Here is a 23,021-nt window from a genome sequence, read left to right as displayed (position 1 = left end):
CAGTAAGACGAAAATTTTTCGTTCAACAAAACATTATTCACTTTTGTATTAAATATGTTTTTAAAACTATTTGAATCTGTAAAAATAACCAAAGGAGCAAAAAGCTCTATTATTTTTGATACTAATACAGGATTTTTACAATTAATTCCTAATGCGCTTTTTGATTTACTATCAAATGACCAACAAGATTATTCATTATTGAAGAAACAACTAGATAATGATAGTTTAGAAATATTGGAAGAATATTTCGATTTTATTTTAGATAATAATTTGGGATTTATAGTGAAATCAAAAAAAGAATTATTCAGCTTCAAGGCTTCATCTAATTTCTATGTAACGCCTTCCAATGTTGAATACTTAATTTTAGATATTAATAATTTAGATATTTTAAATGATAATTTAATAAATGAAATTTGTAATTTAAAAATCAAATATTTACAAATCCGATTTTCGGAAGAATTAATTTCTAGCACTATAATTCAGGCGATTTCAATTATAAATCGGCTTAACAATTCTACTGTAAATGAAATTTCTATTATTGCAAAATACGATTTTAAACTGTTATCATTTATTAGAGAAAACATTTATACAATTTCAAGTAAATTTCTTCATTTTACTTTTCACTCATCTAATGAAGAAGATTTTTATTCTTTAAATCACATTAATATCACTACTATAAAGAAGTATCTGAAAATTCCAATAAGCTGTGGATTAATTGATTTGAAGAATGTCAATCTCAACCGTTCTTTTTATTTAGAGTCGCAGTGTCACAACTCCTGTCTTCACAAAAAAATATCAATAGACAAAGACGGAAATATCAAAAACTGTCCATCAATGTCACGAAGCTTTGGTAATATCAAAAATATCACTTTAGAAGAAGCTTTGAATCATCAGGATTTCAAAAAATACTGGAATCTTACCAAAGATAAAATAGAGGTTTGCAAAGACTGTGAATTTCGATATGTCTGTACAGATTGTAGAGCTTATACGGAACAGACTCACACCAATGAAAATGGATTAGATATTTCTAAACCGTTAAAATGTGGCTATGATCCATACACCGGAGAATGGGAAGAGTGGAGTACAAATCCTTTGAAACAAAAAGCTATACATTTTTATGGAATGCAAAATCTGGTTAAGAAATATTAACTTTTATACTAACTCTATCTGTATGGTAGATAATAATATTCAGTAACAATGAAAAAAACATTTTCGCTCCTTTTCATGTTAATTGTAATCCTAGGATTCTCTCAAAATAAATATTTTTTATTAAACGGAACTAAGGTTCTGAATGAAAAAGAGTATAAAAATTTTAAGGACAGCATTTCTGCAAAAGGAAAAATTACGGAAAGTATAGCTTTGACTTTTAAAAAGAATGACAGCATTTTTATTTTACCTCGTTTAGAAATAAAATCATCGGATAATTCTCAATATTTTTTTGATAGTCAGACCTATTTTGAACAGACATTTAAAAAGAATATTAATTTTACTAATCTGGTAAATATACGTTCTAATAAAAGTATTGATAAATCAAAACCATACTTTATAAACTGTTGGTATACTCACTGTAATCCTTGTATAGACGAAATTTCTGATTTAAATAAACTTCAGGAAGAATATAAGGATAAAGTAAATTTTATCGCCATTACGTTTGATGATGAAAATGTTTTAAAAAAGTTTCTTGAAAAAACTCCATTTAATTTTATTCATTTATCGGGTCAAAAGATGTTATTGAATAAAATGGAAGTATCATCATATCCTACAAGTTTTATTTTAGATAGTAATGGGAATTTTATTAGCTTTACAAGTTATCAAAATCCAATGGCTCAGATGTTCACAAAGAAGATATTAGAAAAGTTAGAAACTAAATGAAACTAAAAATTAAATACCTACTAATCATATTTCCATTATTAACCGTCTTTTCATGCCAGCATGTTCTTGACGAAATAGAACGCGATAAGCAGGAAGAAAACTATACCTCTCCCTACATGGGAAAATGGAGTGGAAGCTATTCGGGAGATCAAAGTGGAACTTTAATTTTAAATGTAAGCAAAAGCGGAACAATAGAAGGAGCTAAAATTTCCCAAGGCCACCAAGAGACTTTTTATTCGGGACTTATAGGTTCATCAATAAACAGTACAACCTCTAACTCAGGATTTACTTTATATGGAAATTTAGAAAGCAAATCCGGAACATGGAAAATGGGTAATTTAAACGGAACTTGGTTGGTTTCAAAAAATTAATTCTCAATTACTTCCTTCTTTTTAGATCCTAAATTTAAAATCAGATATCCTAAAAAAGCTGCCAAAAAAGAAGCAATTAAAATCGCAAATTTAGCCTGATCCTGAATTTCAATTTCTCCTTTAAAGGAAAGAAGTGCGATGAAAATAGACATCGTAAAACCAATTCCGGCTAAGAAACCGACGCCTATCATTTGCGTCCAAGAGCTGTTTTGAGGAAGTGAACTTAGTTTAAATTTAATGGCAATCAGTGAAAATAGATTAATTCCTACTAATTTTCCTATAATCAATCCGCCAATTATTCCTAAACCTAAAGTACTCGTTAAACCTTCGATCATTCCATTATTAAAAGCAATATTGGTATTGGTCAATGCAAATATGGGCATGATTAAAAAACTTACAGGAAAATGCAATGTATGTTCTAATTTTTCTAAAGGTGAAATTTTTACATTAGAAGCGTTTGTCGGAATTGAAAACGCTAATAAAACTCCCGCAATTGTAGCATGAATTCCCGAATGATGCAGAAAATACCACAAAAATACCCCCGGAATAATATAAAAATAAATCTTTGTAACCTTTAAAAAATTCAATAAAAATAATAAAGCAGTTACTCCAAAAGACAGCAATAAATAGGTCCAATGAATCTGTTCTGTATAAAAAATTGCAATAACCAAAATAGCTCCCAAATCATCAACAATAGCTAATGCGGCAAGAAAAATTTTAATAGAATTTGGGATCTTACTTCCCAACATTGAAATAATTGCCAATGAAAAAGCAATATCCGTTGCCATCGGAATTCCCCAGCCATTCGCGTAGGGAGTTCCTGCGTTGAAAATACTGTAAATTCCTGCCGGAACAGCCATTCCGCCAATGGCTGCAAAAATTGGAAGAGAAGCATTTTTAAAAGATGAAAGTTCACCTTCTACCATTTCTCTTTTTATTTCCAATCCAACCAAAAGGAAGAAAATGGCCATCAAACCATCATTAATCCAAATGCTAACAGGATATTTTAAATGAAAAAGATCTAAACCAATTTCATTATCCAAAAAATGCTGGAAACCTTCTCCAGCAGAAGAATTTGCGATTAGTAACGAAACTAATACACAAAAAATAAGTATAATTCCTGATGACTGACTGTTGTTGAAAAATTTTTTAAAATATACAGATAAATTCATATTATGATTGTAATCGTCTCACTCTTGAAACTCCGTTAATATCTTTCAGTTTTGTAAATGTTTCCTCCAACTGACTTTTATTTTTAACCTCAAGATTGATGTTTCCTGTGAAAATTCCGTTGTTGGATTCAATAGACATACTTTTCATATCCATTCCCATAGAACCGCTGATGACCGCAGTTATATCATTGATCATCCCCATTCTGTCGAGACCTTCGATCTCAATTTTCACTCTGTTTTGGAAGCTTTCAGCATTTACCCATTTCGCAGGAATCACCCTGTAATCGTATTGCGCTCTAAGGTTGATGGCGTTCGGACAATTGTCACTGTGAACTTTTATACCTTCCGAAATGGTAATAAATCCGAAAATTTTGTCTCCAGGAATTACTGTACAACATTTTGCATAGGTATAATTCAGCTTTTCTTCATCTTTTCCGAAGACAATCATGTCAAGATTCTGCTCTTTCGGTTCTATATAAGCCGTATTTTTTGTCGGAGATTTTCTGAATCTTGAAAGTAAATTGTTAAATACATTTTTACTTTCAATGTATTTTCTTAAACTACTTGCATCCAGTTCGTTCGTCTGAAATTTCAGGAATAATTCCTGAGAAGTTTTTAAGTTAAAGAATTTTTGAAGCTTGTTGATCTCTTCATCATTAAAATTGATTTTTGCATGACGAAGTTTTCTCTGTAAAGTCTCTTTTCCTTCTTCAACCAATTGGTTTTTTTGAGAATTCAAGTAACCTTTGATCTTTGATTTGGCTTTTGAAGTAACAACAAATTCCAGCCAATCGAATTTCGGTTTTTGATTCTGAGAAGAAAGAATGTCAACCTGATCTCCGTTTTGAAGAACATAGGAAATTGGAACTAATTTACCATTGATTTTTGCTCCTAAACACTTCATTCCTAGGTCAGAGTGAACTGAAAATGCAAAATCTAAAGCCGTTGCATTGGTTGGTAAGATTTTAATTTCACCTTTTGGAGTGAATACAAAAACCTCTTTTGAATATAAATTAAGTTTAATATTATCTAAAAGCTCAGAAGTAGAAAGATCCTGCTGTTGTTCAAGAACATCACGGATTTCTGTTACCCATCTTTCAAAATTCTTATCATCGGAACTTTGCTTGTAACCTTCTTTATATTTGTAATGTGCTGCAACCCCTTTTTCAGCGATTTCGTCCATTCTTTCGGAACGAATTTGAACTTCAATCCATTTTTTATCGGGACCAAGAACGGTTAAATGCAAACTTTCATATCCTGTAGAACGGGGCTGAGTGATCCAGTCACGCATTCTGGACGGATTACTGTGATAAACATCTGTTACGATAGAATAAATTTTCCAGGCTAGGAATTTTTCATTTTTAGCATCAGATTTATAAATAATTCTAATCGCATAATTATCAAATACTTCCTCGAAAGAAACTCCCTGCTTCAGCATTTTTCTGTAAATGGAAGAAATTGCTTTTGCACGGCCTTTAATGGTGAAATTTAATCCTTCCTCCTGTAATCTTTCGGAAGCTTCCTTTTTAAATTCATCAATATATCTTTCACGGTTTTCCTTGGCTAGCTCTAATTTTTCCGTGATTTCGTTAAAAACTTCGGGATTATTATATTTTAAAGAAAGATCTTCAAGTTCAGATTTAATATTATATAGACCTAAACGGTGCGCCATCGGAGCATAAATATAGACCGTTTCAGAAGCGATTTTCTTCTGTTTGTCGGGTGCCATGCTTTCCAATGTTCGCATATTGTGAAGTCGGTCGGCAATTTTAATCAAAATAACTCTGAAATCTTCAGATAAAGTAAGCAAAAGCTTTCTGTAATTCTCAGATTGTACGGAGATATTCTGGTGATTCATGATGGATATTTTGGTTAATCCATTCACGATATTGGCGATTTTTTCTCCAAATATCTTTTTGAGGTCTTCGTAAGTGTAATCTGAATCTTCGATTACATCGTGCAGTAAAGCACAGGCAATGGAAGTTGCTCCCAAACCAATTTCTGTCGCTACGATTTTCGCCACGGCAATGGGGTGGTAGATATAAGGTTCGCCGGATTTCCTCCTTTGATCTTTGTGGGCATCTAATGCAATATCAAATGCCTTTCGGATAAGTTTATTATTTTCCTCATCCAAAGTTCTGTAGGTGTTCGAAATCAGATCCTTATATCTCGCAAGAATCTCTTTATTTTCCTGTTCTAAGTCGTAACTCATTTGTGTAAAAGCCTATATTTAAACGAAAATACGAAAATTTTCCCACTTTTCAAAGCATTAAAAAATCCGCAGAACGTTCTACGGATTTTCGGTTATTAGTATTTAATTTTGTTTCTAGAATTTTACTTCAGAGTCCATGCCATGGCTTGAAGCTTTTATTTTGACATCGGGACAATTATGTATTTCCGCTCTGTTTCTAGCGTCAATAAGCCTTTTGATGTTATTATAATCTGCCTGTTCTATACTTACATTCTCAAATAAGTAAGTTTTTACTACAGAATTTTGATTAAAAATGTTCTTCGCATTGTCTGCTTGATCCTTATCTCTTACAGAAACACTTGTCATATACTGAGAGTAATGGTGTGTATCATCAAGATATACGATGTAATCTGAACTTCCGAATCCCGAGCTTTCAAGATCAGTTTCGAGTTGTTTGTAATCGCTGTGATGTTCAAATAACCCAGCTAATATATTTGACATAAGCAATAGTTTTTAAATTTGTACTTAAAGATAATAATTAAATCTCATATATTTTATATTTAATTTAATAAAATTGATATTATATTGTTTTATCTATATTTAATTGTTAAAATTTATGAGAATGTCTATTGAATGCGTGTTTAAATTTATGTTAATTTATAATTCAGGTTTTGACTAAAGTCAATCGATTGTATTCTTAAAAATAAAAACGGGCTAAAGCCCGTTCCTATTGATCTTGTCGTTTAAATTTAAGGTGAATTTTATCAACTTTTAAAATCTCAAAATTAAGCCTAATCTATATTTTTTCGTTCTTGATTTCCTCTACAATTTCAGGATTTAACAACGTTGAAATATCTCCAAAGCTATTAAAATCACCTTCCGCTATTTTTCTCAAAATTCTACGCATGATTTTACCTGAACGAGTTTTAGGAAGTCCGGAAACAAACTGAATTTTATCCAATTTAGCAATCGGCCCAATTTGATCTGAAATTAACTGATTGATCTCTTTTTTCAGATTTTCTCTTTGTCGACTTTCTCCCGTTTCTTTTAAAACAACGTAGCCGTACAAAGCATTTCCTTTAATGTCGTGAGGGTAGCCAACAATCGCAGATTCCGCAACGGCAGGATGTTGGTTGATGCTGTCTTCAATCGGAGCGGTTCCTAAATTGTGCCCTGAAACAATAATAACATCATCCACACGACCTGTAATTCTGTAATATCCAACTTCATCTCTCAAAGCACCATCACCAGTGAAATATTTCCCCGGAAAAGCAGTGAAATAAGTTTCTTTATATCTTTGGTGATCACCCCAAATTGTTCTTGCAATTCCCGGCCAAGGAAAACGAATGCAAAGGTTTCCGGTAACTTGGTTTCCTGTGATTTCATTGCGTTTATCATCCATCAAAACTGGCTGAACACCAGGCAAGGGTAGAGTAGCGTACGTAGGTTTTGTTGGGGTAATGAACGGAAGCGGGGAGATCATAATTCCGCCTGTTTCTGTCTGCCACCAAGTATCTACAATCGGACATTTTTTTCTTCCAACATGATCATTGAACCAATGCCAAGCTTCATCGTTAATTGGTTCTCCAACAGATCCGATTACTTTTAATGAACTCAAATCGTGTTTATCAACCCATTCTGCACTTTCTTTCGCTAATGAACGAATTGCGGTTGGAGCAGTATAAAATTGCGTAATCTTATGTTTTTCAATAACTTCCCAGAAACGATCCGGCTCAGGATAAGTAGGAACTCCTTCAAAAATTACGGTTGTAGCCCCGTTACAAAGAGGGCCGTAAAGAATGTACGAATGTCCTGTGATCCAGCCGATGTCTGCAGTACACCAATAAATGTCGTTTTCCTGATAATTAAAAATATTTTTAAAAGTATAAGCGGTGTAAACCATGTATCCGGCACAAGTATGGAGCATTCCTTTCGGTTTTCCTGTTGATCCTGATGTGTATAGAATAAAAAGCGGATCTTCTGCATCCATAATTACAGTTACGAAATCCGGAGAGGCTTTTTCATAAAGAGGAGCTATCCAATGATCTCTGCCTTCTTTCATTTTGATCTCGTTGTGAGTTCTTTTTACAACCAAAACATTTTCGATGGTAGGGGTTTTTTCCAATGCTTCATCCACAATGCTTTTTAGATCTAAAACCTTGCTTCCTCTGTAACTTCCGTCTGATGTAATGATCATTTTCGCTTCACAATCATTAATTCTTGACGCAACTGCAGATGCAGAAAAACCTGCAAAAATAACAGAATGTACCGCGCCTAATTTTGCACAAGCTAACATTGTAATTGCCAGTTCAGGAATCATCGGAAGATAAATGCAGACTCTGTCGCCTTTTTCGATGCCCATATCTCTAAGAATATTGGCTGTTTTGTTGACACGGGTATATAATTCGTTGTAAGAAATATGTTGTGCTGCTTCTTTCGGATCGTTGGGTTCCCAGATGATGGCGGTTTTTTCGCCTCTTTCATTTAAGTGCCTGTCGATGCAGTTTTTGGTGATATTTAATTTTGCATTTTTAAACCAAACGATTTTTGCTTCATTCATATCGTATTTCACCACCTTGCTCCATCTTTGGTACCATACGAAGTTCTGATCTGCTATTTTGTCCCAGAATTTTTTAGGATTTTTAATAGAGTTTTTATACTCTTCAAAATAATGCGGAAGATCTTCTATTAAGTAATTTCTCATATCCCTTTCGTTTTTGAAATTTGAATTTATTTATAATTAAATTTATGCTTAATTTCTTGTTTAAGCCCTATATTCCTCGATTTTTTGCTGAATTTCTTCAATGATTTTTTCATCATCAATCGTTGACGGAATCTGAAATTCCTTGCCATCTAATAATGTTCTGATGAGTTTTCTTAAAATTTTTCCTGAACGTGTTTTGGGCAAACGTTTGACAATCATCACATTTTTAAGGCATGCAACAGCTCCGATTTTTTCACGAACCGATTTTACAATATCCTTTTCAACCTCTTCTTCCGAAATTGTTGAACCATTCTTTAAAACAACCGTTGCAAAAGGAATCTGACCTTTTAAATCATCATCAATTCCAACCACGGCGCATTCTGCAACATCGGGATGTGACGAAACAATTTCCTCCATTTCTGAGGTTGAAAGTCGATGTCCTGCTACATTGATGACATCGTCAACTCTTCCTGTGATGAAAATATAACCGTCTTCATCTTTTATGGCTCCATCGCCTGAAAAATAATAGCCTTTATATTGTGATAAATAACTGCTTTGGAATCTCTCGTTATCATTCCAAATTCCTAATAATGAACCTGGTGGAAGCGGAAGTTTTATAATTAAATAGCCTTCTTGATGAGCATCCGATTCATATCCGTTTTCATCAAAAATTTTAATATCATATACCGGAATTGGTTTTCCTGCAGCAGCTCTTTTAATTTTATAGTTATCGTCGAAAGTCATTAAACCTAACATTGGCCAGCCGGATTCTGTCTGCCACCAATGATCGATTGCGGGAACTCCAATATGTTTTTCAAACCAATCTAATGTGGCGACATCACATCTTTCGCCTGCCAAAAACTGTTTTTTGAAATGACTTAAATTGTATTTTTTAACCAATTCTCCATTCGGATCTTCTTTTTTTATCGCTCGAATGGCTGTTGGAGCTGTAAACATAGCAGAAACTTTATATTCTGAAATAATTCTCCAAAAGGTTCCTGCATCGGGAGTCATGATGGGTTTCCCTTCAAAAATAATGGTGGTATTTCTGTTGATTAAGGGTCCATACACCGAAAAGCTGTGACCAACTGCCCAACCAAAATCAGACGCTGCCCAAAATGCTTCTCCTTGCTCAATTCCATAAATGTATTTCATTGAAAATTTCAAAGCTGTAGCGTAACCTCCTGTGTCGCGGGTGATTCCTTTAGGCTTTCCCGTTGTTCCTGAGGTATACAGCAAATAGAGTGGGTGGGTGGACTCAACAGAAACACAATCAACAGGTTCTGATTTTTGAACCAATTCTTCGTAATCAATTAATCCATCAAACATTTCATGTTGATTTTCGACTAATTTTCTGTTGTAAACGATAATATTTTCAACTTTGTCCTGAGCGAGTTCAATCGCTTTTTCAACCAATGGTAAATAAGGAATTCTCTTGGCGATTTCTACTCCTGCGGTTGCTGTGATTAATGCTTTTGGTTTGCAGTCATCGATTCTCACCACCAATTCGTTAGGAGCAAAACCTCCAAAAACAACATTATGAATCACTCCGATTCTTGCACAGCCCAACATCGCAAAAAGCGTTTGCGGAATCATCGGCATGTAAATAACAGCGGTGTCTCCTTTTTTTAACCCTAAAGAAGCTAAACCTCCCGCTAATTTTGAAATTTCTTCTTTCGCCTGATTGAAAGTATATTGTATTTTTTGATTGGTAACCGGAGAGTCGTAAATAATGGCAATTTGCTCTCCAAAACCGTCTTCAATATGTTTATCGATACACAAATAGCACATATTCAGTTTTCCATCGGAGTACCATTGGGTGTAATCATTTTGGTCTTTAGAAAGAATTTGGGTGGGAAATTCAAACCAATCGATTTCCTGAGCCTGTTCTTTCCAGAAATTCTCTTTGTCTTCTATGCTTTGTTTAAATAAACTCTCTGTGTTCATATTAATTTTTTGTGTTTGGTTTTAAACACTAATGCCACAAATCTTTTCACAAATGGCACGAATGATAATTGTGTTATTCGTGTAATTTATTAGTGCTATTTGTGTTTAAATTAAAACATTTCCTCAATCTGCTGCATCAATTTTTTAATAGAATAAGGTTTTGTTACATAAGCATCAGCTCCCATTTCTAAGCCTTTTTCAATGTCTCTCGGATTGTTTTTCGCGCTCAGAAAAATGACTTTTGTATCTTTTAATTTTTCGTCTTGTTTAATGATATCTAATGTACTGTATCCGTCTAAATTTGGCATCATAATGTCGAGCAGGATGACGTCGGGAATCATGGTTTTTAAAAATTCCAATACTTCGGTTCCGTCTCTCGCAATGTAAACGTCGTAGCCGTTTTTCTTGAAACTGTATTCCAGTGACATTAATATTTTGTGCTCATCATCTGCAATGATTATCTTTTTCATTATGTATTTTCTTTATGATTCAACTGCATTGTTTTCATATTTTTTAGAGAATCCGAAGGATTCAATTTTAATAGCCGTAGGTGAAACCTATGGAATATGGAATACGTATACGTATTATAATTTGCATTAAAACAACCCGAAAGGGTTGAATATTATTAATTTAATGTTTGTTCTGGTTCGATTCCATGTTCTGTTAAAAGCTTTTTAAATTCATCTTCAAAAGTTTCCGTTTTATGATGCTCTTTTTGATTTTTTATATAATTTATAATTCTTTCTTTATCTCTCATTGAACTGGTAAATGCTCCGTATCCTTCCTGCCATCCGACAAATTCAGGAAACAATGCCGATTCTTTCATCCATAAATTGTTTGCAACCTTTATATCTTTTACCAAATTACTGAGATTTATGTTTGGATGCAGGTCACAAAAAATATGAATGTGGTCTGGCATTCCATTAATTCTGTATAATTTACATTTTTTATTTTTTAAAATGCCCCAAATATATTTGTATAGCTCTGATTCATTATTTTCATTAATTGTTGGTTTCCGATGTTTTGTTCCGAAAACAATATGATAAAATATTTGTCGATATGTTCCCATTTTTCATTTGTGTTTTTATTATTGAACCCTGTTGGGTTCTGGTTTGTGTTTTATTCATTCGTTTCCATAGGTTTTACCTACGGCTACTGTTGTTGAACCCTTCGGGTTCGTCGTTGTTTGCATAGTTATTGTTTGGCAAAGTAATTATAAAAGTTACGCCCAATCCGCTGTTTTCTGCTTTTATGGTTCCGCCTTGAGCTTGTACAATTTTCTTTGAAATCGCCAATCCAAGCCCACTTCCTATTGGTTTTAGGATATTTTGATTTTTAGATTGATAAAATTTATCAAAGATCATTTCCAGATCTTCTTCAGGAATTGTTTTTCCTGTGTTGAAGATTTTAATCGTTAATTCATTTTCTTTTTCGGATAATTTAGTTTGTATTGTTCCTTGATCGTCTGTGAATTTCAAGGCATTTCCTAGAATATTCTGAAATAGCTGGATCATCCTTGCTTCATCATATTCAAATATAAATTGATTTAAAAGATTCACCTCGCTTAAATGAATATTTTTCTGATGAATTAAATGAAGGAGTGGATTTACAGATTTTTTATAGGTTTCAAGAATGTTATTCTGTTGAATATTTAAAGCAATTTCCCCATGTTCCAATTTATCCAGATACAAAATACCATTAATAATTTCACTTAATCTGTCGGATTCTGTGATGATATTGTTTAAAAATTCTCTTTTGATGTCTAAAGGAATATCGTCGTCATCGGCTAAAATTTCTCCGGCCGAACGAATTGCTGTGATTGGAGTTCTTAATTCATGAGCAACAGAATCTAGGAAATCATCCTTTTGATGGTCTTTAATAATTAGGCTTTCATTGGCTTTTCTTAAATCATCCGATAGTTTTTGAAGTTCATCCGACTGTTCGGTTAGCTTTTTATTGAGTGTAATATTTTCTTTAGATTCCTCTAAAATGTTTAAAACTTCCTTTAAAGATATTTTATCTTCTTTGGTGACTCCTTCAATTAAAATCTTTGCAGAAGCGGTGCCAATTCTCCCCGCCAAAAGGTTTTCCGAGAATTTAATGAATCTTGAATCTGCAGTTTCAGTTTGAGAATCAATATTATATTTTAAATTGAAAATTCTTAATGCTTGTTCAGTTTTATTTTTACCTAAAAAGCGTTCTAAAATATTTTTAATGTCTGAAACATAAGCTGTTCCACGCCAAATGAAAGCATTTTCGTGATTTTGAATGTATTTATCAATATCAACATATAATTCTGCAAAATTTCTTTCGCGATAATTTCCTTTTACACTCACAGAAATAATGGTAAATAAAGCAGTATTCACCAGCATTGACCAAAAGAAAATCTGCGGAATTTTACTCAAAAAAGAGATGCTGAAAAAATCAAAAGCATTGTACATTTCTCTCAAAACTCCTTTTAATTCTTGATTATAGGAGAAGTAATATTGCGGAATAATCAATCCGAAATAACAAATTGCTAATCCTGTCAGCAATCCGATAACTGCGCCTTTGTACGTTCCTCTTCTCCAAAATAATGCTCCGAAAAATGCGGGTGCCAACTGTCCGATTACGACAAATGAAATTAAGCCAACAGAATCGAGCGAAGTTTTTAAAATAAAATATTTATAAAAGCCGAACGCCATGATAATCAATGCGAAAATGCTGAATTTCCTGATGTTGGTAATGTTTCTGGTGTTCTGAACTTCATTTTCTGATTTAAATTTCCCCAACAAACCGTAAGGAATAATTAAATTGTTCGAAAGCATAATTGATAAAGTTATCGCAGAAATAATAATCATTGAAATACAAGAACTTAATCCTCCAAGAAATACAAAAACGGTAATTAAAGTATTATCAAAATACTGTGGAATTAAAATAGAGTAGAACTCCGGATTAACGTTTTGTCCTTCAAAAATCAATCTTCCACCCCAAGCAATCGGAAAGATAAAGATGGTGAAAATCAATAAATAAAGAGGAAAAAACCAGATCGAAGTTTTAATATGTTTTTCCTGTCTGTTTTCAACAATCGCTGTGTGAAACTGTCTCGGAAGAATACAAATTGCTGTTCCTGAAATCAGACAAAGAACCATCCAGTTCATAGCGCCCTCAATTCCGTTGAAGGTATTTTTTTGTTTAAAATCTTCAAATTTACTTGCCTTTTCATAAATGTCTGAGAATCCATCAAAAGCATAATAAATAACAAATAATCCTAAAATAATGATGAAGAATAATTTTAGAAAACTTTCCAAAGCAATCGCTGAAATAATTCCCAAACGTTTTTCTGAAGCATCAACATATTTTGTTCCGTAATACGATGAAAATAAAGCTATTAATATCACGACGAAAGTGGCGTTATCTGTCAAAATATTTTTAGACATTGGTGTTTCTGTCACCAAATGAAAAGTTTCGGAAATCGCCTTAATCTGTAAACCAATGTAAGGAACAATCGCCAAAAGACAGACAATTGTAATAATCGCACTGAAACTTCTGCTATTCCCATATCTTAACGAAATAAAATCTGCAAGACTACTTATTTTATTAACTCTTGAAATTCTTACAATTCGGGTATTAATGTAAATCCATGCCGGAATTACCATGATGGGACCGATGTAAATCGGGAGATAATTAAGACCGCTTGTAGCCGCAACACCGATGCTTCCGTAGTAAGTCCATGCCGTGCAATACACAGCCAAAGACAATGCGTAAATGTAAGGATTGTTGATCCAGACTTTGCTTTTTTTCTTCTCCGCCAAATGAGCGACTAAGAACAAAAGTGCTAGATAGATCAAAACAACGATAAATAACGCGAAACTACTCATCATATTTTTTTATGATTACAAAAGAGATAATAATGGAAATCATCCAGACCGCGAACACGTAAATCAAAATCATTGGATAGCCGAAAACTTCCTTTTCATTATTGAATAACAATGAGATAGGAATGCTGAAGGCAACTAGAAGTCCGATGCTCAGAAGTATTAATTTTTGTTCGTGTCTCTTTTTCATAAGTGATAATTAATAAATGATAATTGATAAATTGACGGTGTTTTAACTCATCATTTATCAATTATCATTCATGATTTTATGGGTTAGGCTTTATCGTCAGAATATTCTCCTGTTAAAGAATAGTAGCCGAAAATCGCTAATCCGCCAGAGATAATCGGCATCAAAACAAACAGAATAATGATCCCGAATACCAGATCTTCCTGTTTTCCCGAGGTGATCTTCGGAATTCCCATGACCGTTATCCCGAAATATCCCACCACGAGAGCTGCTAAGATCCAGATAATGCCAAATATTTTTTTTAGTGTGTCCATTTTAGTAGTATTAAAATTAATAAAAAATTGAGTGATTCAATGGTTAATCGTGAATATTATTGTTCTTATTTTTAAGATATATCATTCCGATGATCAAACAGACTGCGGCAACTCCAATTGGATACCAAAGTCCCTGAAGATACCAGGTCGGATGTCCTGCATCTTTGCCAACGGTCACTAAATAAGTTGCAACGGCAGGAAGAAGTCCTCCAAACACCCCGTTTCCAATATGGTACGGTAAAGACATCGATGTGTAACGGATTCTCACCGGGAACATTTCCACTAAGAAAGCAGCGATCGGACCATAAACCATCGTTACAAATATTACTTGAATGAATACCAAAAACACCAAATACCATTTTGTATTATCAGCTAATTTCACGGTTTGAGAAACTTTTGGTTCTTCGGCTTTTCCGTCTTTCATTGCAACACCGCTCGGCGACCAATGAACGACACTGTCTTTTTTAATTAAAGTTCCGTCTGTGTACAATATTTCTTTATGGAACGTGACAAGACTATCCGAGGCGATATCTTTATGAATTTTTGCAGTTCTTTTTTCTGTAATTCCGTTGGCTGCGACAGTTTTGGTTTCAAGATTTACACTTTTAAACATCGCATCATAAATTGGTCTGTAGGCTAAAATTGCGACCAACATTCCGGTCATCATGATGGCTTTTCGCCCGATTTTATCAGATAACCAACCGAAAAACACGAAGAAAGGTGTTCCCATCAATAAGGCAGTTGCCATTAAAGAATCGACCTGTGAAGATTCTACATTCATTACTTTTTGGAGGAAACTCATGGCATAAAATTGTCCAGTGTACCAGATTACCCCTTGTCCCATCGCCGCTCCGAATAATGCCAATAAGACAAATTTGAAGTTGTATTTATTCCCAAAACTTTCTTTTAAAGGATTTTTTGATGTTTTTCCTTCACTTTTAGCCTTGGCAAAAAGCGGAGATTCTTTCATATTTTTTCTAATGACGTAAGAAACTCCCACCATTAAAATCGAGATCCAGAAAGGAACTCTCCATCCCCAACCATCAAACTCTTCTGCAGAAAGGGTGTTTTTAGTAATTAAAATAACAATTAATGAAATGAAAAGTCCTGCAGTTGCAGTCGTTTGAATCCATGAAGTCCAGTAACCTCTTCTGTGAGGCTGGGCGTACTCTGCAACGTAAGTCGCAGCTCCACCATATTCTCCTCCCAACGCTAATCCTTGTAATAATCTTAAAATTAAAACTAAAACAGGGGCAAGATATCCAATAGTTTCAAAACTCGGGATACATCCGATGAGGAAAGTTGAAAATCCCATAATTAATAAAGTAACCAAAAAAGTATATTTTCTTCCAATAATATCTCCTAGTCTTCCGAAGAATAAAGCTCCAAAAGGTCTTACCACAAATCCGGCAGCAAAAGTTGCAAGCGTAGATAAAAATGCCGCGGTAGGATTGTCTGACGGGAAAAATTTTGTAGCTAAAACAACGGCCAAACTTCCAAAAATATAGAAGTCGTACCATTCTATCAATGTACCGAGTGACGAGGCGGTGATCACGCTCCAGATGGTTCGGTTTTTCTGCTTTTCGGTCATGTTTTCGTAGGTATCGTGATGATTTTCGCTCATATTGCTTGATTTTGATGTTAGTTAAAATTGATATTGAGTTTTTATAGTTTATTTTTAATTTAACCACAAAAGAGACAAAAGATTAATACATTAGTTATTTTTAAGTTTATTATTAAATTGCAAAAAGAAGAACATATAAGTTTAAGAAATCTTTGGTAAACTTTGTTTTCTTAACAGCGAAATAGCTTTTGTATCTTTTGTGGTTAAAATTTTCGAAGTTTTTATAAATAAATTTGAAATTGCATAATAAATTCCCCTTTGGAAGATGGACTTTCTGTCGGACTTGTATAAACTGGTCTTGTTGAATATTGCGTGGTGATTTTCGCGTGATGACCGTCTATAAACCAATTTGCTCCTATATCAAACTGTGAAGATGATTTTTCTAAAGCATCAAAACTTTTATGAGTATAAGCTGCAAAAGGTTGAATTCTAACTTTGGGTTTTTCTGCCTGATTGGGTAAAAGCAAACCAGCCTGTGCGTAGATAATATTACCTGTTCCGATGGTTGGTTGTAGATTTCCTGCTCCTGCGATAGCTTTATCACCGATAAAATTTGGATCTGATGAAGCAATATTCATAATCCCTAAATTTCTGATATAATTCGGACCGAATTGATAGTTATAGTAGCCTGCATAAGCGGAAACTGCCATTTTATTTTTAGCATTTCCCAAAGGAATATCTGCAAAAGCATCGACTGCCACAAGTGTAATGTCATGTTTTTCTATAGTTGAATTAACGGAAGTTCTCGTTCCGTCTTTTTGATGATAAAAACCTGCGCCAAGATTAAAAACTTTCTTTGTTCCCAAATAAGATCCTACTTTGAAAGGAAGCGTGTTGGATTCTTCGGCAAGAAACTGATATTCAACGTAACCTGCTTTTGAAAAATTAGGATTTCCGTTGTTGTCAACTGCAACGGCTTTTGTGGGATCAGTTACATTTGCAGGAACTAAATCTGTTGCGAAAGGTTTATTTAAACTGAAACGATATTCTAATTTGCCATATTTTCCTTTAGCAAACATTCCGAGTTGTCTTGCAAACTGGTCTGAGTTATCGATCAATGGCCAAGTGAAAATAGGGGAGTCAACGGTTAGGAAATTTAATGTAGAAGCCATTGTCATACGGGAAAGTCCCATGTAATAATGAAGCCCCGCACCCAAAGATAAACTGAATTTTCCGGCTTCTCCAGGTAAAATAACTGCGTATTCGTTCCATGCATCATGAAAAAACATTTGAGGCTTTTTCCCATTTCCATAACCTCCTGTTCCGGAAGTTCCCGAACCACCGCCGTTGATAAACGTTTGATTATTAATCCCGAAATGAGCAAGAATTATATATCTTTTGGAAATCTGAGCGTGCGCTAAAACACGTAATCGTCTGTTTCCTAGGCTCCAGGAATTGTCTGTTGGTTCTCCGCCGACCATACTTCCTGGGTTCATTTGGGTATTTCTTAACCAAAATTGATCCCATAAGATAAACCTGACGTATTTATCGCCTTGTGGATTGAGGTTTAATTTGAGTCCACTTCCGTAGTCGGGAGAGCCTTGTGAGTATAAAGAATTACTGATTAGAGCTAATCCAATAAATGTGAATATTTTCTTCATAAATTATCAATTTTTTGGCGTTAATTTTGTGAAAGCCAAATTGTAATTAATAATTTGTTTACGAAAATTTAATATATATTAGTGGTAATAATATAGTTTGATATTAATTAAAGTTAAAAATTTTATAAATTAATTTTTCAAAATACAATAATTGCTGCGAGAGTAAAATTCATAATTAACTTATTTACAATTGAATATAAGTATTATTTCTTAAATCTTTCCCATTTAATCAACATATATTTATCCGCAAACTGAGTGATAATAATTCCTGAGTTTTTAAGATTTTCTTCTTGAGCAATATATTCAATTAATTCATTTTGCTTTAAAATTTTATATACCGGATGAAATTCAGAATGTGGTGGTCTTGTGATATTATATTTTTTGATCCACGAACTTATCGTGACATGAGAAACTCCGATAATTCTTTCTATTTCACGAAAACTTAAACCTTCAAGGTACAATTGTAGAGCTTTTGTTACATAATAATCGTCAATTTTTTTGCCTAATTTTTTAACCGTAAAATAATAGTTACAATCCTTGCAAAGGAACCTTTGTTTCTCGTTGATGATTCCGCTTTTTACAATTTTATTGCTGTTACATTTGGGACAATTACTTTCCATATATAGCATTTTAGCAAATATATAATAAATTAGCAAAATTATATTTTCTTGTAAAGATAATTTTACCTGTTTATTTTAATTTAACAAAAATAATATCTTTTTTATTTGGATTTTAAAGTTGTAATGCTTTAAATTTGCCAAAAAATTCAGATAAATAAATGGAAATAGAAATTTCCTCATGCGAACATTTAATGTATGTGAGTGAAATACAGCAGGAAATGTATGATTCTGCACAGCGACGAGGGACGGGCATCGCAAAACGTTCCATAGAATATTTAAGTAAAAAGATTTCAGATGGTAATGCCGTAATAGCCACTGAAAACGGCGAATGGGTAGGTTTCTGTTATATAGAGACTTGGTCACATGGTCAGTTTGTGGCCAACTCAGGGTTGATTGTTTCTCCTAATTTTAGGAATAGAGGAGTAGCAACTTTGATAAAGAATAGAGTTTTTCAATTATCCAGAGATAAATATCCGACTGCGAAAGTTTTTGGATTGACAACAGGTCTTGCGGTAATGAAAATTAACAGTGATTTAGGTTACAAACCTGTAATTTATTCTGAATTGACACAGGATGAAGAATTCTGGAACGGTTGCAAAAACTGTGTGAATTATGAAATTTTAATGAAAAAAGAACGTAAAAACTGCCTTTGTACAGCAATGCTTTTCGTTCCCGATAATAATAAAGTAAATGGTGTTGTAAGTGATCAACCCGAAAATCAATATAGAAATGAGCAAGAAAGTAATCTTAGCATTTAGCGGAGGTCTCGATACCTCTTACTGTGCCAAATATTTGAGTGAAATACTTGGATATGAAGTATATGCAGTCACTGTAAATACCGGAGGTTTTTCTAAAGAAGAGGAAAAAGAACTGGAGAAAAAAGCCTTCAATCTTGGGGTAAAGGAATACAGGTGTGTAGATGCTCAGGAGGATTATTACAATTCTTGTGTGAAGTATTTGATATTTGGAAATGTGTTGAAAAACAATACCTATCCTTTGTCTGTAAGTGCTGAACGTACGATTCAGGCACAGGAAATTGCAAAATTTTCGATTGAAATCGGGGCTGATGCTATTGCTCACGGAAGTACAGGTGCTGGAAATGATCAGGTACGTTTCGACTTGATTTTTCAGGTAATGTGTCCGAATGTGGAAATCATTACGCCAATTCGTGATATGGCTTTATCTCGCGAAGAAGAAATTGAGTTTTTGAAAATCCACGGTTATGAAATGGAATTCCAAAAAGCACAATATTCTGTGAATAAAGGACTTTGGGGAACTTCAGTCGGTGGAAAAGAAACTTTAACATCAAGAAATTATCTTCCTGAAGAAGCTTTTCCTTCGCAAATTAAAGAAACTCAGCCTTCAGAACTGGAAATTGAGTTTAAAAATGGTGAAGTTGTGGCGGTAAACGGTGAAAATTTTGAACACTCGGTTTATGCCATTCAAAAAATTGAAGAATTAGCTTCAGCTTACGGGATCGGTCGTGACATCCACGTTGGAGATACTATTGTTGGAATCAAAGGAAGAGTGGGTTTTGAAGCGGCAGCAGCGTCTGTGATTATCAAAGCGCACCATTTATTGGAAAAACATACGCTCTCAAAATATCAGCAGATGATGAAATCTCAATTGTCTGACTGGTATGGAAACTGGCTTCACGAAGCGCTTTTCTTAGATCCTGTGATGAGAAATATCGAGTCTTTCTTGGATGATTCTCAAAAAACAGTAAGCGGAAAAGTTTTTGTAACGCTTCATCCGTACAGATTTATTTTAAATGGAATTGAATCTGAACATGATTTAATGTCTGATAAATTCGGAAGCTATGGTGAAGCAAACAGAGCATGGACAGGCGAAGATGTGAAAGGCTACACGAAAATTGTAAGTAATTCCTTAAATATATATCATCAGATTAATTCAGCGTTTTGATGATGAACCCGCAGGGTTCAATACGAATAGCCGTAGGTGAAACCTATGCATTAAAAAAGTTGAACATAAACAGAGAACCCGCAGGGTTCAATAACAGTAGCCCTAGGTGAAACCTATGGTAAAAATAAAAAATGATTGAAATTAATAAAACAGCAGGAATCATCGGAGCCAACGGTTACACAGGAAGCGAATTGGTTCGTCTGCTGGCTTTTCATCCTCATGTGTCTTTGAGTTTTTTATATAGTCGTTCGAATTCGGGGACAAAGATTTCAGATTTGTACCCGGATTTAGCGACGGTTTGTGAAATGGTTTTAACGGATAAACCAGAAGAGGTAGATATTTTATTTTTATGTCTTCCTCACAAAGAAAGCCAGAATTGGCTGACTCAGAATGATGTAAAAGATTCAACATTAGTGATCGATTTAGGAAATGATTTTCGTTTAGATGGAAATTTCGCAAACAGAAATTTTATCTACGGTTTGCCTGAAATCAACAAAAAACAACTTTCAGGAGCGAAAAGTATTGCAAATCCGGGATGTTTTGCAACGGCGATTCAGCTGGCTTTGCTTCCATTAGCTCAAAAAGGTTTGTTGAATGAAGTGTACACAACGGGAATTACAGGTTCTACAGGAGCAGGTCAGTCTTTACAGGCAACGACGCATTTTACCTGGAGGAATGATAATATTTCAGCTTATAAAACTTTGACCCACCAGCATGTGGATGAGATTTTACAGCAATTAGTTTCTTTTAATACAAATGAAATCAGTCTGAATTTTGTTCCATGGAGAGGGGATTTTGCGAGAGGGATTTTTACGAGTTCCACGGTGAAAACAGATTTAGAACTTTCAGATATTCATCAATTATTTAAGGATTTTTATGCAGATGAACCTTTTGTAAAGGTAAGCGAAAAAGCAATTGATTTAAAGCAGGTTGTCAATACCAATCGCTGTGTGATTCATATAGAAAAGAGTGGAAATGTTGCGGTTATTCATTCAGCGATTGACAATTTGTTGAAAGGGGCTTCCGGGCAGGCTGTTCAAAACATGAATATTGCAATGGACTGGGAAGAAAATTCAGGATTAAATTTGAAACCAATTGCGTTTTAAAAAAATTAAAAGTCAATTGTCAAATAGTCAATAGTGAATTTTAAAAGCTTGCATCAAAACCGACCTAGGAAAATGGAGCGTTAAGAAAATTAAAAATTAAGCCGTTAAGAAATTTCCACTGTTTGAAGCGCGAGACAAATGCTGAAAGTAAAACAAATATTGAATTCGCGCAAGTTTTGGAAATTTTAGGATTAAATTTTAATTTTTAGCGGAAGTTTCCAAGTCTTGAACTTTTGTTTCTTTTGCTTCAAGGCAAAAGAAAAATATAAAAAAACAAAAAAATGAATTTATTCAACGTATATCCATTATTCAACATAAATCCGGTAAAAGCTCAGGGATCATTTCTTTGGGACGATAAAGGAAAAAAATATCTTGATTTTTACGGAGGCCACGCGGTAATTTCTATCGGGCACAATCATCCGCATTATCAAACTCAATTAAAAAACCAGTTAGATAAAATATCTTTCTATTCAAATTCGGTTCAGAATGAATTGCAAACTGAATTGGCTGAAAAATTAGGAAAACTTTCAGGTTTGGAAAATTATAATTTATTTCTGTGTAATTCAGGAGCTGAAGCGAACGAAAATTCTTTAAAACTGGCTTCTTTCCATAACGGAAAAAGCAAAGTATTGTATTTCTCAGGTTCATTTCATGGAAGAACTTCAGCAGCGGTTTCTGTAACCGATAATCCTAAAATCGTAGCTCCTGTTAATTATGACGAAAGATTTATCAAGTCTGAATGGAATAATATTGAACAGCTTGAAACCGTTTTTGAAAATCAGGGAAGTGAAATTTCATCCGTAATTATAGAAGGAATTCAGGGAGTTGGAGGAATTATGATTCCAACGGTTGAATTTTTAACGAAAATCAAAGAACTGTGTGAAAAATATGATGCGGTTTTGATTTTAGATGAAGTTCAGTCAGGTTATGGAAGAAGCGGGTATTTCTTTGCTCATCAGGAATTTGGAATTGAAGCAGATATTATCACAACTGCAAAAGGAATGGGGAATGGTTTCCCGATTGGTGGTGTTTTGATTCATCCGAAATTTAAGGCAAGCAATGGTTTATTGGGAACAACTTTTGGCGGAAATCACTTAGCTTGTGTCGCTGCAATTGCAGTTTTGGACGTGATGAAAGATGAAAATCTCATCCAAAATGCTCAGGAAATGGGCGAATATATTGAAAATGAAATTAAAGATTTTCCACATATTAAAAACATTCGAAGGAAAGGTTTGATGATTGGGATTGAACTTGACAGGGATTGCTCAGAAGTGAGGAATAGCCTGTTGTACAATCATCATATTTTCACCGGAAACTCTAATGACAAGAATGTGTTGAGAATTCTTCCGGCGCTTAACATTAAAAAAGAAGAAACTGATCTGTTTATCGGTGCTTTGAAAGAAGTACTGGAGCAAATTTAATCTGTGAAAGTTACACGGTCTGTCATTCTGACGAAGGAAGAATCTATTAATATTATGAACAAGAGATTCTTCACTACACTTTGTTTCGCTCAGAATGACAAGCACAACCTT

General features: G+C 34.0%; 20 protein-coding genes. 7 read left to right on the top strand and 13 right to left on the bottom strand.

The genetic code is table 11. The features are described 5' to 3' along the window. The first annotated feature begins 54 nt into the window (after positions 1–54). Genes gwsS through SB689_RS22155 form a run of 3 tightly spaced genes read left to right on the top strand, consistent with a single transcriptional unit; the run spans position 55 to position 2,243 of the window. Positions 55–1,149, top strand: a complete 1,095-nt coding sequence (gene gwsS / locus SB689_RS22165) for a grasp-with-spasm system SPASM domain peptide maturase (RefSeq protein WP_410694248.1) — start codon at positions 55–57, stop codon at positions 1,147–1,149. Positions 1,150–1,197: 48 nt separating this feature from the next. Continuing rightward, positions 1,198–1,872: a TlpA family protein disulfide reductase gene (locus SB689_RS22160; RefSeq protein WP_410694247.1), complete on the top strand. Its 675-nt coding sequence runs from the start codon at positions 1,198–1,200 to the stop codon at positions 1,870–1,872. Next, positions 1,869–2,243, top strand: coding sequence for a hypothetical protein (locus SB689_RS22155; protein ID WP_410694246.1), 375 nt, complete (start codon positions 1,869–1,871; stop codon positions 2,241–2,243). The genes SB689_RS22160 and SB689_RS22155 overlap by 4 nt, the downstream gene beginning before the upstream one ends. On the opposite strand, the gene nhaA is transcribed toward SB689_RS22155, so the two are convergent. The 13 genes from nhaA to SB689_RS22090 all read right to left on the bottom strand — a co-directional run bounded on the left by nhaA (position 2,240) and on the right by SB689_RS22090 (position 18,460). Next, entirely contained in the window at positions 2,240–3,415 is a 1,176-nt protein-coding gene (gene nhaA, locus SB689_RS22150) for a Na+/H+ antiporter NhaA (protein WP_410694245.1), read from the bottom strand. The genes SB689_RS22155 and nhaA overlap by 4 nt on opposite strands. 1 nt (position 3,416) lies before the next feature. Next, positions 3,417–5,627 (bottom strand): RelA/SpoT family protein, encoded by a 2,211-nt coding sequence (locus SB689_RS22145; protein WP_410694244.1) that lies wholly within the window; start codon positions 5,625–5,627, stop codon positions 3,417–3,419. A gap of 114 nt (positions 5,628–5,741) precedes the next feature. After that, positions 5,742–6,107: a hypothetical protein gene (locus SB689_RS22140; RefSeq protein WP_410694243.1), complete on the bottom strand. Its 366-nt coding sequence runs from the start codon at positions 6,105–6,107 to the stop codon at positions 5,742–5,744. A 295-nt stretch (positions 6,108–6,402) separates the two neighbouring features. Continuing rightward, the gene (gene acs / locus SB689_RS22135) at positions 6,403–8,340 is read right to left on the bottom strand and encodes an acetate--CoA ligase (RefSeq protein WP_410694298.1); all 1,938 of its coding nucleotides are present in this window, start codon (positions 8,338–8,340) and stop codon (positions 6,403–6,405) included. Between the two features lie 30 nt (positions 8,341–8,370). Beyond that, positions 8,371–10,257 (bottom strand): AMP-binding protein, encoded by a 1,887-nt coding sequence (locus SB689_RS22130; RefSeq protein ID WP_410694242.1) that lies wholly within the window; start codon positions 10,255–10,257, stop codon positions 8,371–8,373. Between the two features lie 110 nt (positions 10,258–10,367). Beyond that, a complete protein-coding gene (locus SB689_RS22125) occupies positions 10,368–10,727 on the bottom strand; it encodes a response regulator transcription factor (protein ID WP_410694241.1) in 360 nt (119 codons plus the stop codon). A 155-nt stretch (positions 10,728–10,882) separates the two neighbouring features. Beyond that, the gene (tnpA, locus tag SB689_RS22120; protein ID WP_410694240.1) at positions 10,883–11,326 is read right to left on the bottom strand and encodes an IS200/IS605 family transposase; all 444 of its coding nucleotides are present in this window, start codon (positions 11,324–11,326) and stop codon (positions 10,883–10,885) included. 73 nt (positions 11,327–11,399) lie between these two features. Further along, the gene (locus SB689_RS22115; RefSeq protein ID WP_410694297.1) at positions 11,400–14,117 is read right to left on the bottom strand and encodes an ATP-binding protein; all 2,718 of its coding nucleotides are present in this window, start codon (positions 14,115–14,117) and stop codon (positions 11,400–11,402) included. Continuing rightward, positions 14,110–14,304, bottom strand: a complete 195-nt coding sequence (locus tag SB689_RS22110; RefSeq protein ID WP_410694239.1) for a hypothetical protein — start codon at positions 14,302–14,304, stop codon at positions 14,110–14,112. The genes SB689_RS22115 and SB689_RS22110 overlap by 8 nt, the downstream gene beginning before the upstream one ends. An 83-nt stretch (positions 14,305–14,387) precedes the next feature. Beyond that, a complete protein-coding gene (locus SB689_RS22105) occupies positions 14,388–14,615 on the bottom strand; it encodes a DUF6814 family protein (protein ID WP_066750187.1) in 228 nt (75 codons plus the stop codon). Between the two features lie 43 nt (positions 14,616–14,658). Next, entirely contained in the window at positions 14,659–16,239 is a 1,581-nt protein-coding gene (locus tag SB689_RS22100; RefSeq protein ID WP_410694238.1) for an MFS transporter, read from the bottom strand. A 221-nt stretch (positions 16,240–16,460) separates the two neighbouring features. After that, positions 16,461–17,840: a porin gene (locus SB689_RS22095; RefSeq protein WP_410694237.1), complete on the bottom strand. Its 1,380-nt coding sequence runs from the start codon at positions 17,838–17,840 to the stop codon at positions 16,461–16,463. Positions 17,841–18,043: 203 nt separating this feature from the next. Beyond that, complete coding sequence (locus SB689_RS22090) at positions 18,044–18,460, bottom strand: transposase (RefSeq protein WP_410694236.1); 417 nt, start codon at positions 18,458–18,460, stop codon at positions 18,044–18,046. A gap of 158 nt (positions 18,461–18,618) precedes the next feature. On the opposite strand from SB689_RS22090, the gene SB689_RS22085 reads away from it, so the two are divergent. The 4 genes from SB689_RS22085 to SB689_RS22070 all read left to right on the top strand — a co-directional run bounded on the left by SB689_RS22085 (position 18,619) and on the right by SB689_RS22070 (position 22,910). After that, complete coding sequence (locus tag SB689_RS22085) at positions 18,619–19,218, top strand: GNAT family N-acetyltransferase (protein ID WP_410694235.1); 600 nt, start codon at positions 18,619–18,621, stop codon at positions 19,216–19,218. Further along, positions 19,190–20,383 (top strand): argininosuccinate synthase, encoded by a 1,194-nt coding sequence (locus SB689_RS22080; protein ID WP_410694234.1) that lies wholly within the window; start codon positions 19,190–19,192, stop codon positions 20,381–20,383. The genes SB689_RS22085 and SB689_RS22080 overlap by 29 nt, the downstream gene beginning before the upstream one ends. A 131-nt stretch (positions 20,384–20,514) precedes the next feature. After that, complete coding sequence (gene argC, locus SB689_RS22075) at positions 20,515–21,489, top strand: N-acetyl-gamma-glutamyl-phosphate reductase (protein ID WP_410694233.1); 975 nt, start codon at positions 20,515–20,517, stop codon at positions 21,487–21,489. Positions 21,490–21,770: 281 nt separating this feature from the next. Then, positions 21,771–22,910 (top strand): aspartate aminotransferase family protein, encoded by a 1,140-nt coding sequence (locus tag SB689_RS22070; protein WP_410694232.1) that lies wholly within the window; start codon positions 21,771–21,773, stop codon positions 22,908–22,910. Positions 22,911–23,021: the final 111 nt, after the last annotated feature.

The organism is Chryseobacterium sp. SIMBA_038 (genome assembly GCF_046535115.1).
Lineage (GTDB): Bacteria > Bacteroidota > Bacteroidia > Flavobacteriales > Weeksellaceae > Chryseobacterium.
The sequence above is the reverse complement of the archived record's forward strand: the minus strand, read 5'-3'. Positions and strand labels throughout refer to the sequence as shown.

Coding starts and splice junctions, on each gene's coding strand:
- gwsS (WP_410694248.1), top strand. CDS start 55: ATGTTTTTAAAACTATTTGAATCTGTAAAAATAACCAAAGGAGCAAAA.
- SB689_RS22160 (WP_410694247.1), top strand. CDS start 1,198: ATGAAAAAAACATTTTCGCTCCTTTTCATGTTAATTGTAATCCTAGGA.
- SB689_RS22155 (WP_410694246.1), top strand. CDS start 1,869: ATGAAACTAAAAATTAAATACCTACTAATCATATTTCCATTATTAACC.
- nhaA (WP_410694245.1), bottom strand. CDS start 3,415: ATGAATTTATCTGTATATTTTAAAAAATTTTTCAACAACAGTCAGTCA.
- SB689_RS22145 (WP_410694244.1), bottom strand. CDS start 5,627: ATGAGTTACGACTTAGAACAGGAAAATAAAGAGATTCTTGCGAGATAT.
- SB689_RS22140 (WP_410694243.1), bottom strand. CDS start 6,107: ATGTCAAATATATTAGCTGGGTTATTTGAACATCACAGCGATTACAAA.
- SB689_RS22130 (WP_410694242.1), bottom strand. CDS start 10,257: ATGAACACAGAGAGTTTATTTAAACAAAGCATAGAAGACAAAGAGAAT.
- SB689_RS22125 (WP_410694241.1), bottom strand. CDS start 10,727: ATGAAAAAGATAATCATTGCAGATGATGAGCACAAAATATTAATGTCA.
- tnpA (WP_410694240.1), bottom strand. CDS start 11,326: ATGGGAACATATCGACAAATATTTTATCATATTGTTTTCGGAACAAAA.
- SB689_RS22115 (WP_410694297.1), bottom strand. CDS start 14,117: ATGAGTAGTTTCGCGTTATTTATCGTTGTTTTGATCTATCTAGCACTT.
- SB689_RS22110 (WP_410694239.1), bottom strand. CDS start 14,304: ATGAAAAAGAGACACGAACAAAAATTAATACTTCTGAGCATCGGACTT.
- SB689_RS22105 (WP_066750187.1), bottom strand. CDS start 14,615: ATGGACACACTAAAAAAAATATTTGGCATTATCTGGATCTTAGCAGCT.
- SB689_RS22100 (WP_410694238.1), bottom strand. CDS start 16,239: ATGAGCGAAAATCATCACGATACCTACGAAAACATGACCGAAAAGCAG.
- SB689_RS22095 (WP_410694237.1), bottom strand. CDS start 17,840: ATGAAGAAAATATTCACATTTATTGGATTAGCTCTAATCAGTAATTCT.
- SB689_RS22090 (WP_410694236.1), bottom strand. CDS start 18,460: ATGGAAAGTAATTGTCCCAAATGTAACAGCAATAAAATTGTAAAAAGC.
- SB689_RS22085 (WP_410694235.1), top strand. CDS start 18,619: ATGGAAATAGAAATTTCCTCATGCGAACATTTAATGTATGTGAGTGAA.
- SB689_RS22080 (WP_410694234.1), top strand. CDS start 19,190: ATGAGCAAGAAAGTAATCTTAGCATTTAGCGGAGGTCTCGATACCTCT.
- argC (WP_410694233.1), top strand. CDS start 20,515: ATGATTGAAATTAATAAAACAGCAGGAATCATCGGAGCCAACGGTTAC.
- SB689_RS22070 (WP_410694232.1), top strand. CDS start 21,771: ATGAATTTATTCAACGTATATCCATTATTCAACATAAATCCGGTAAAA.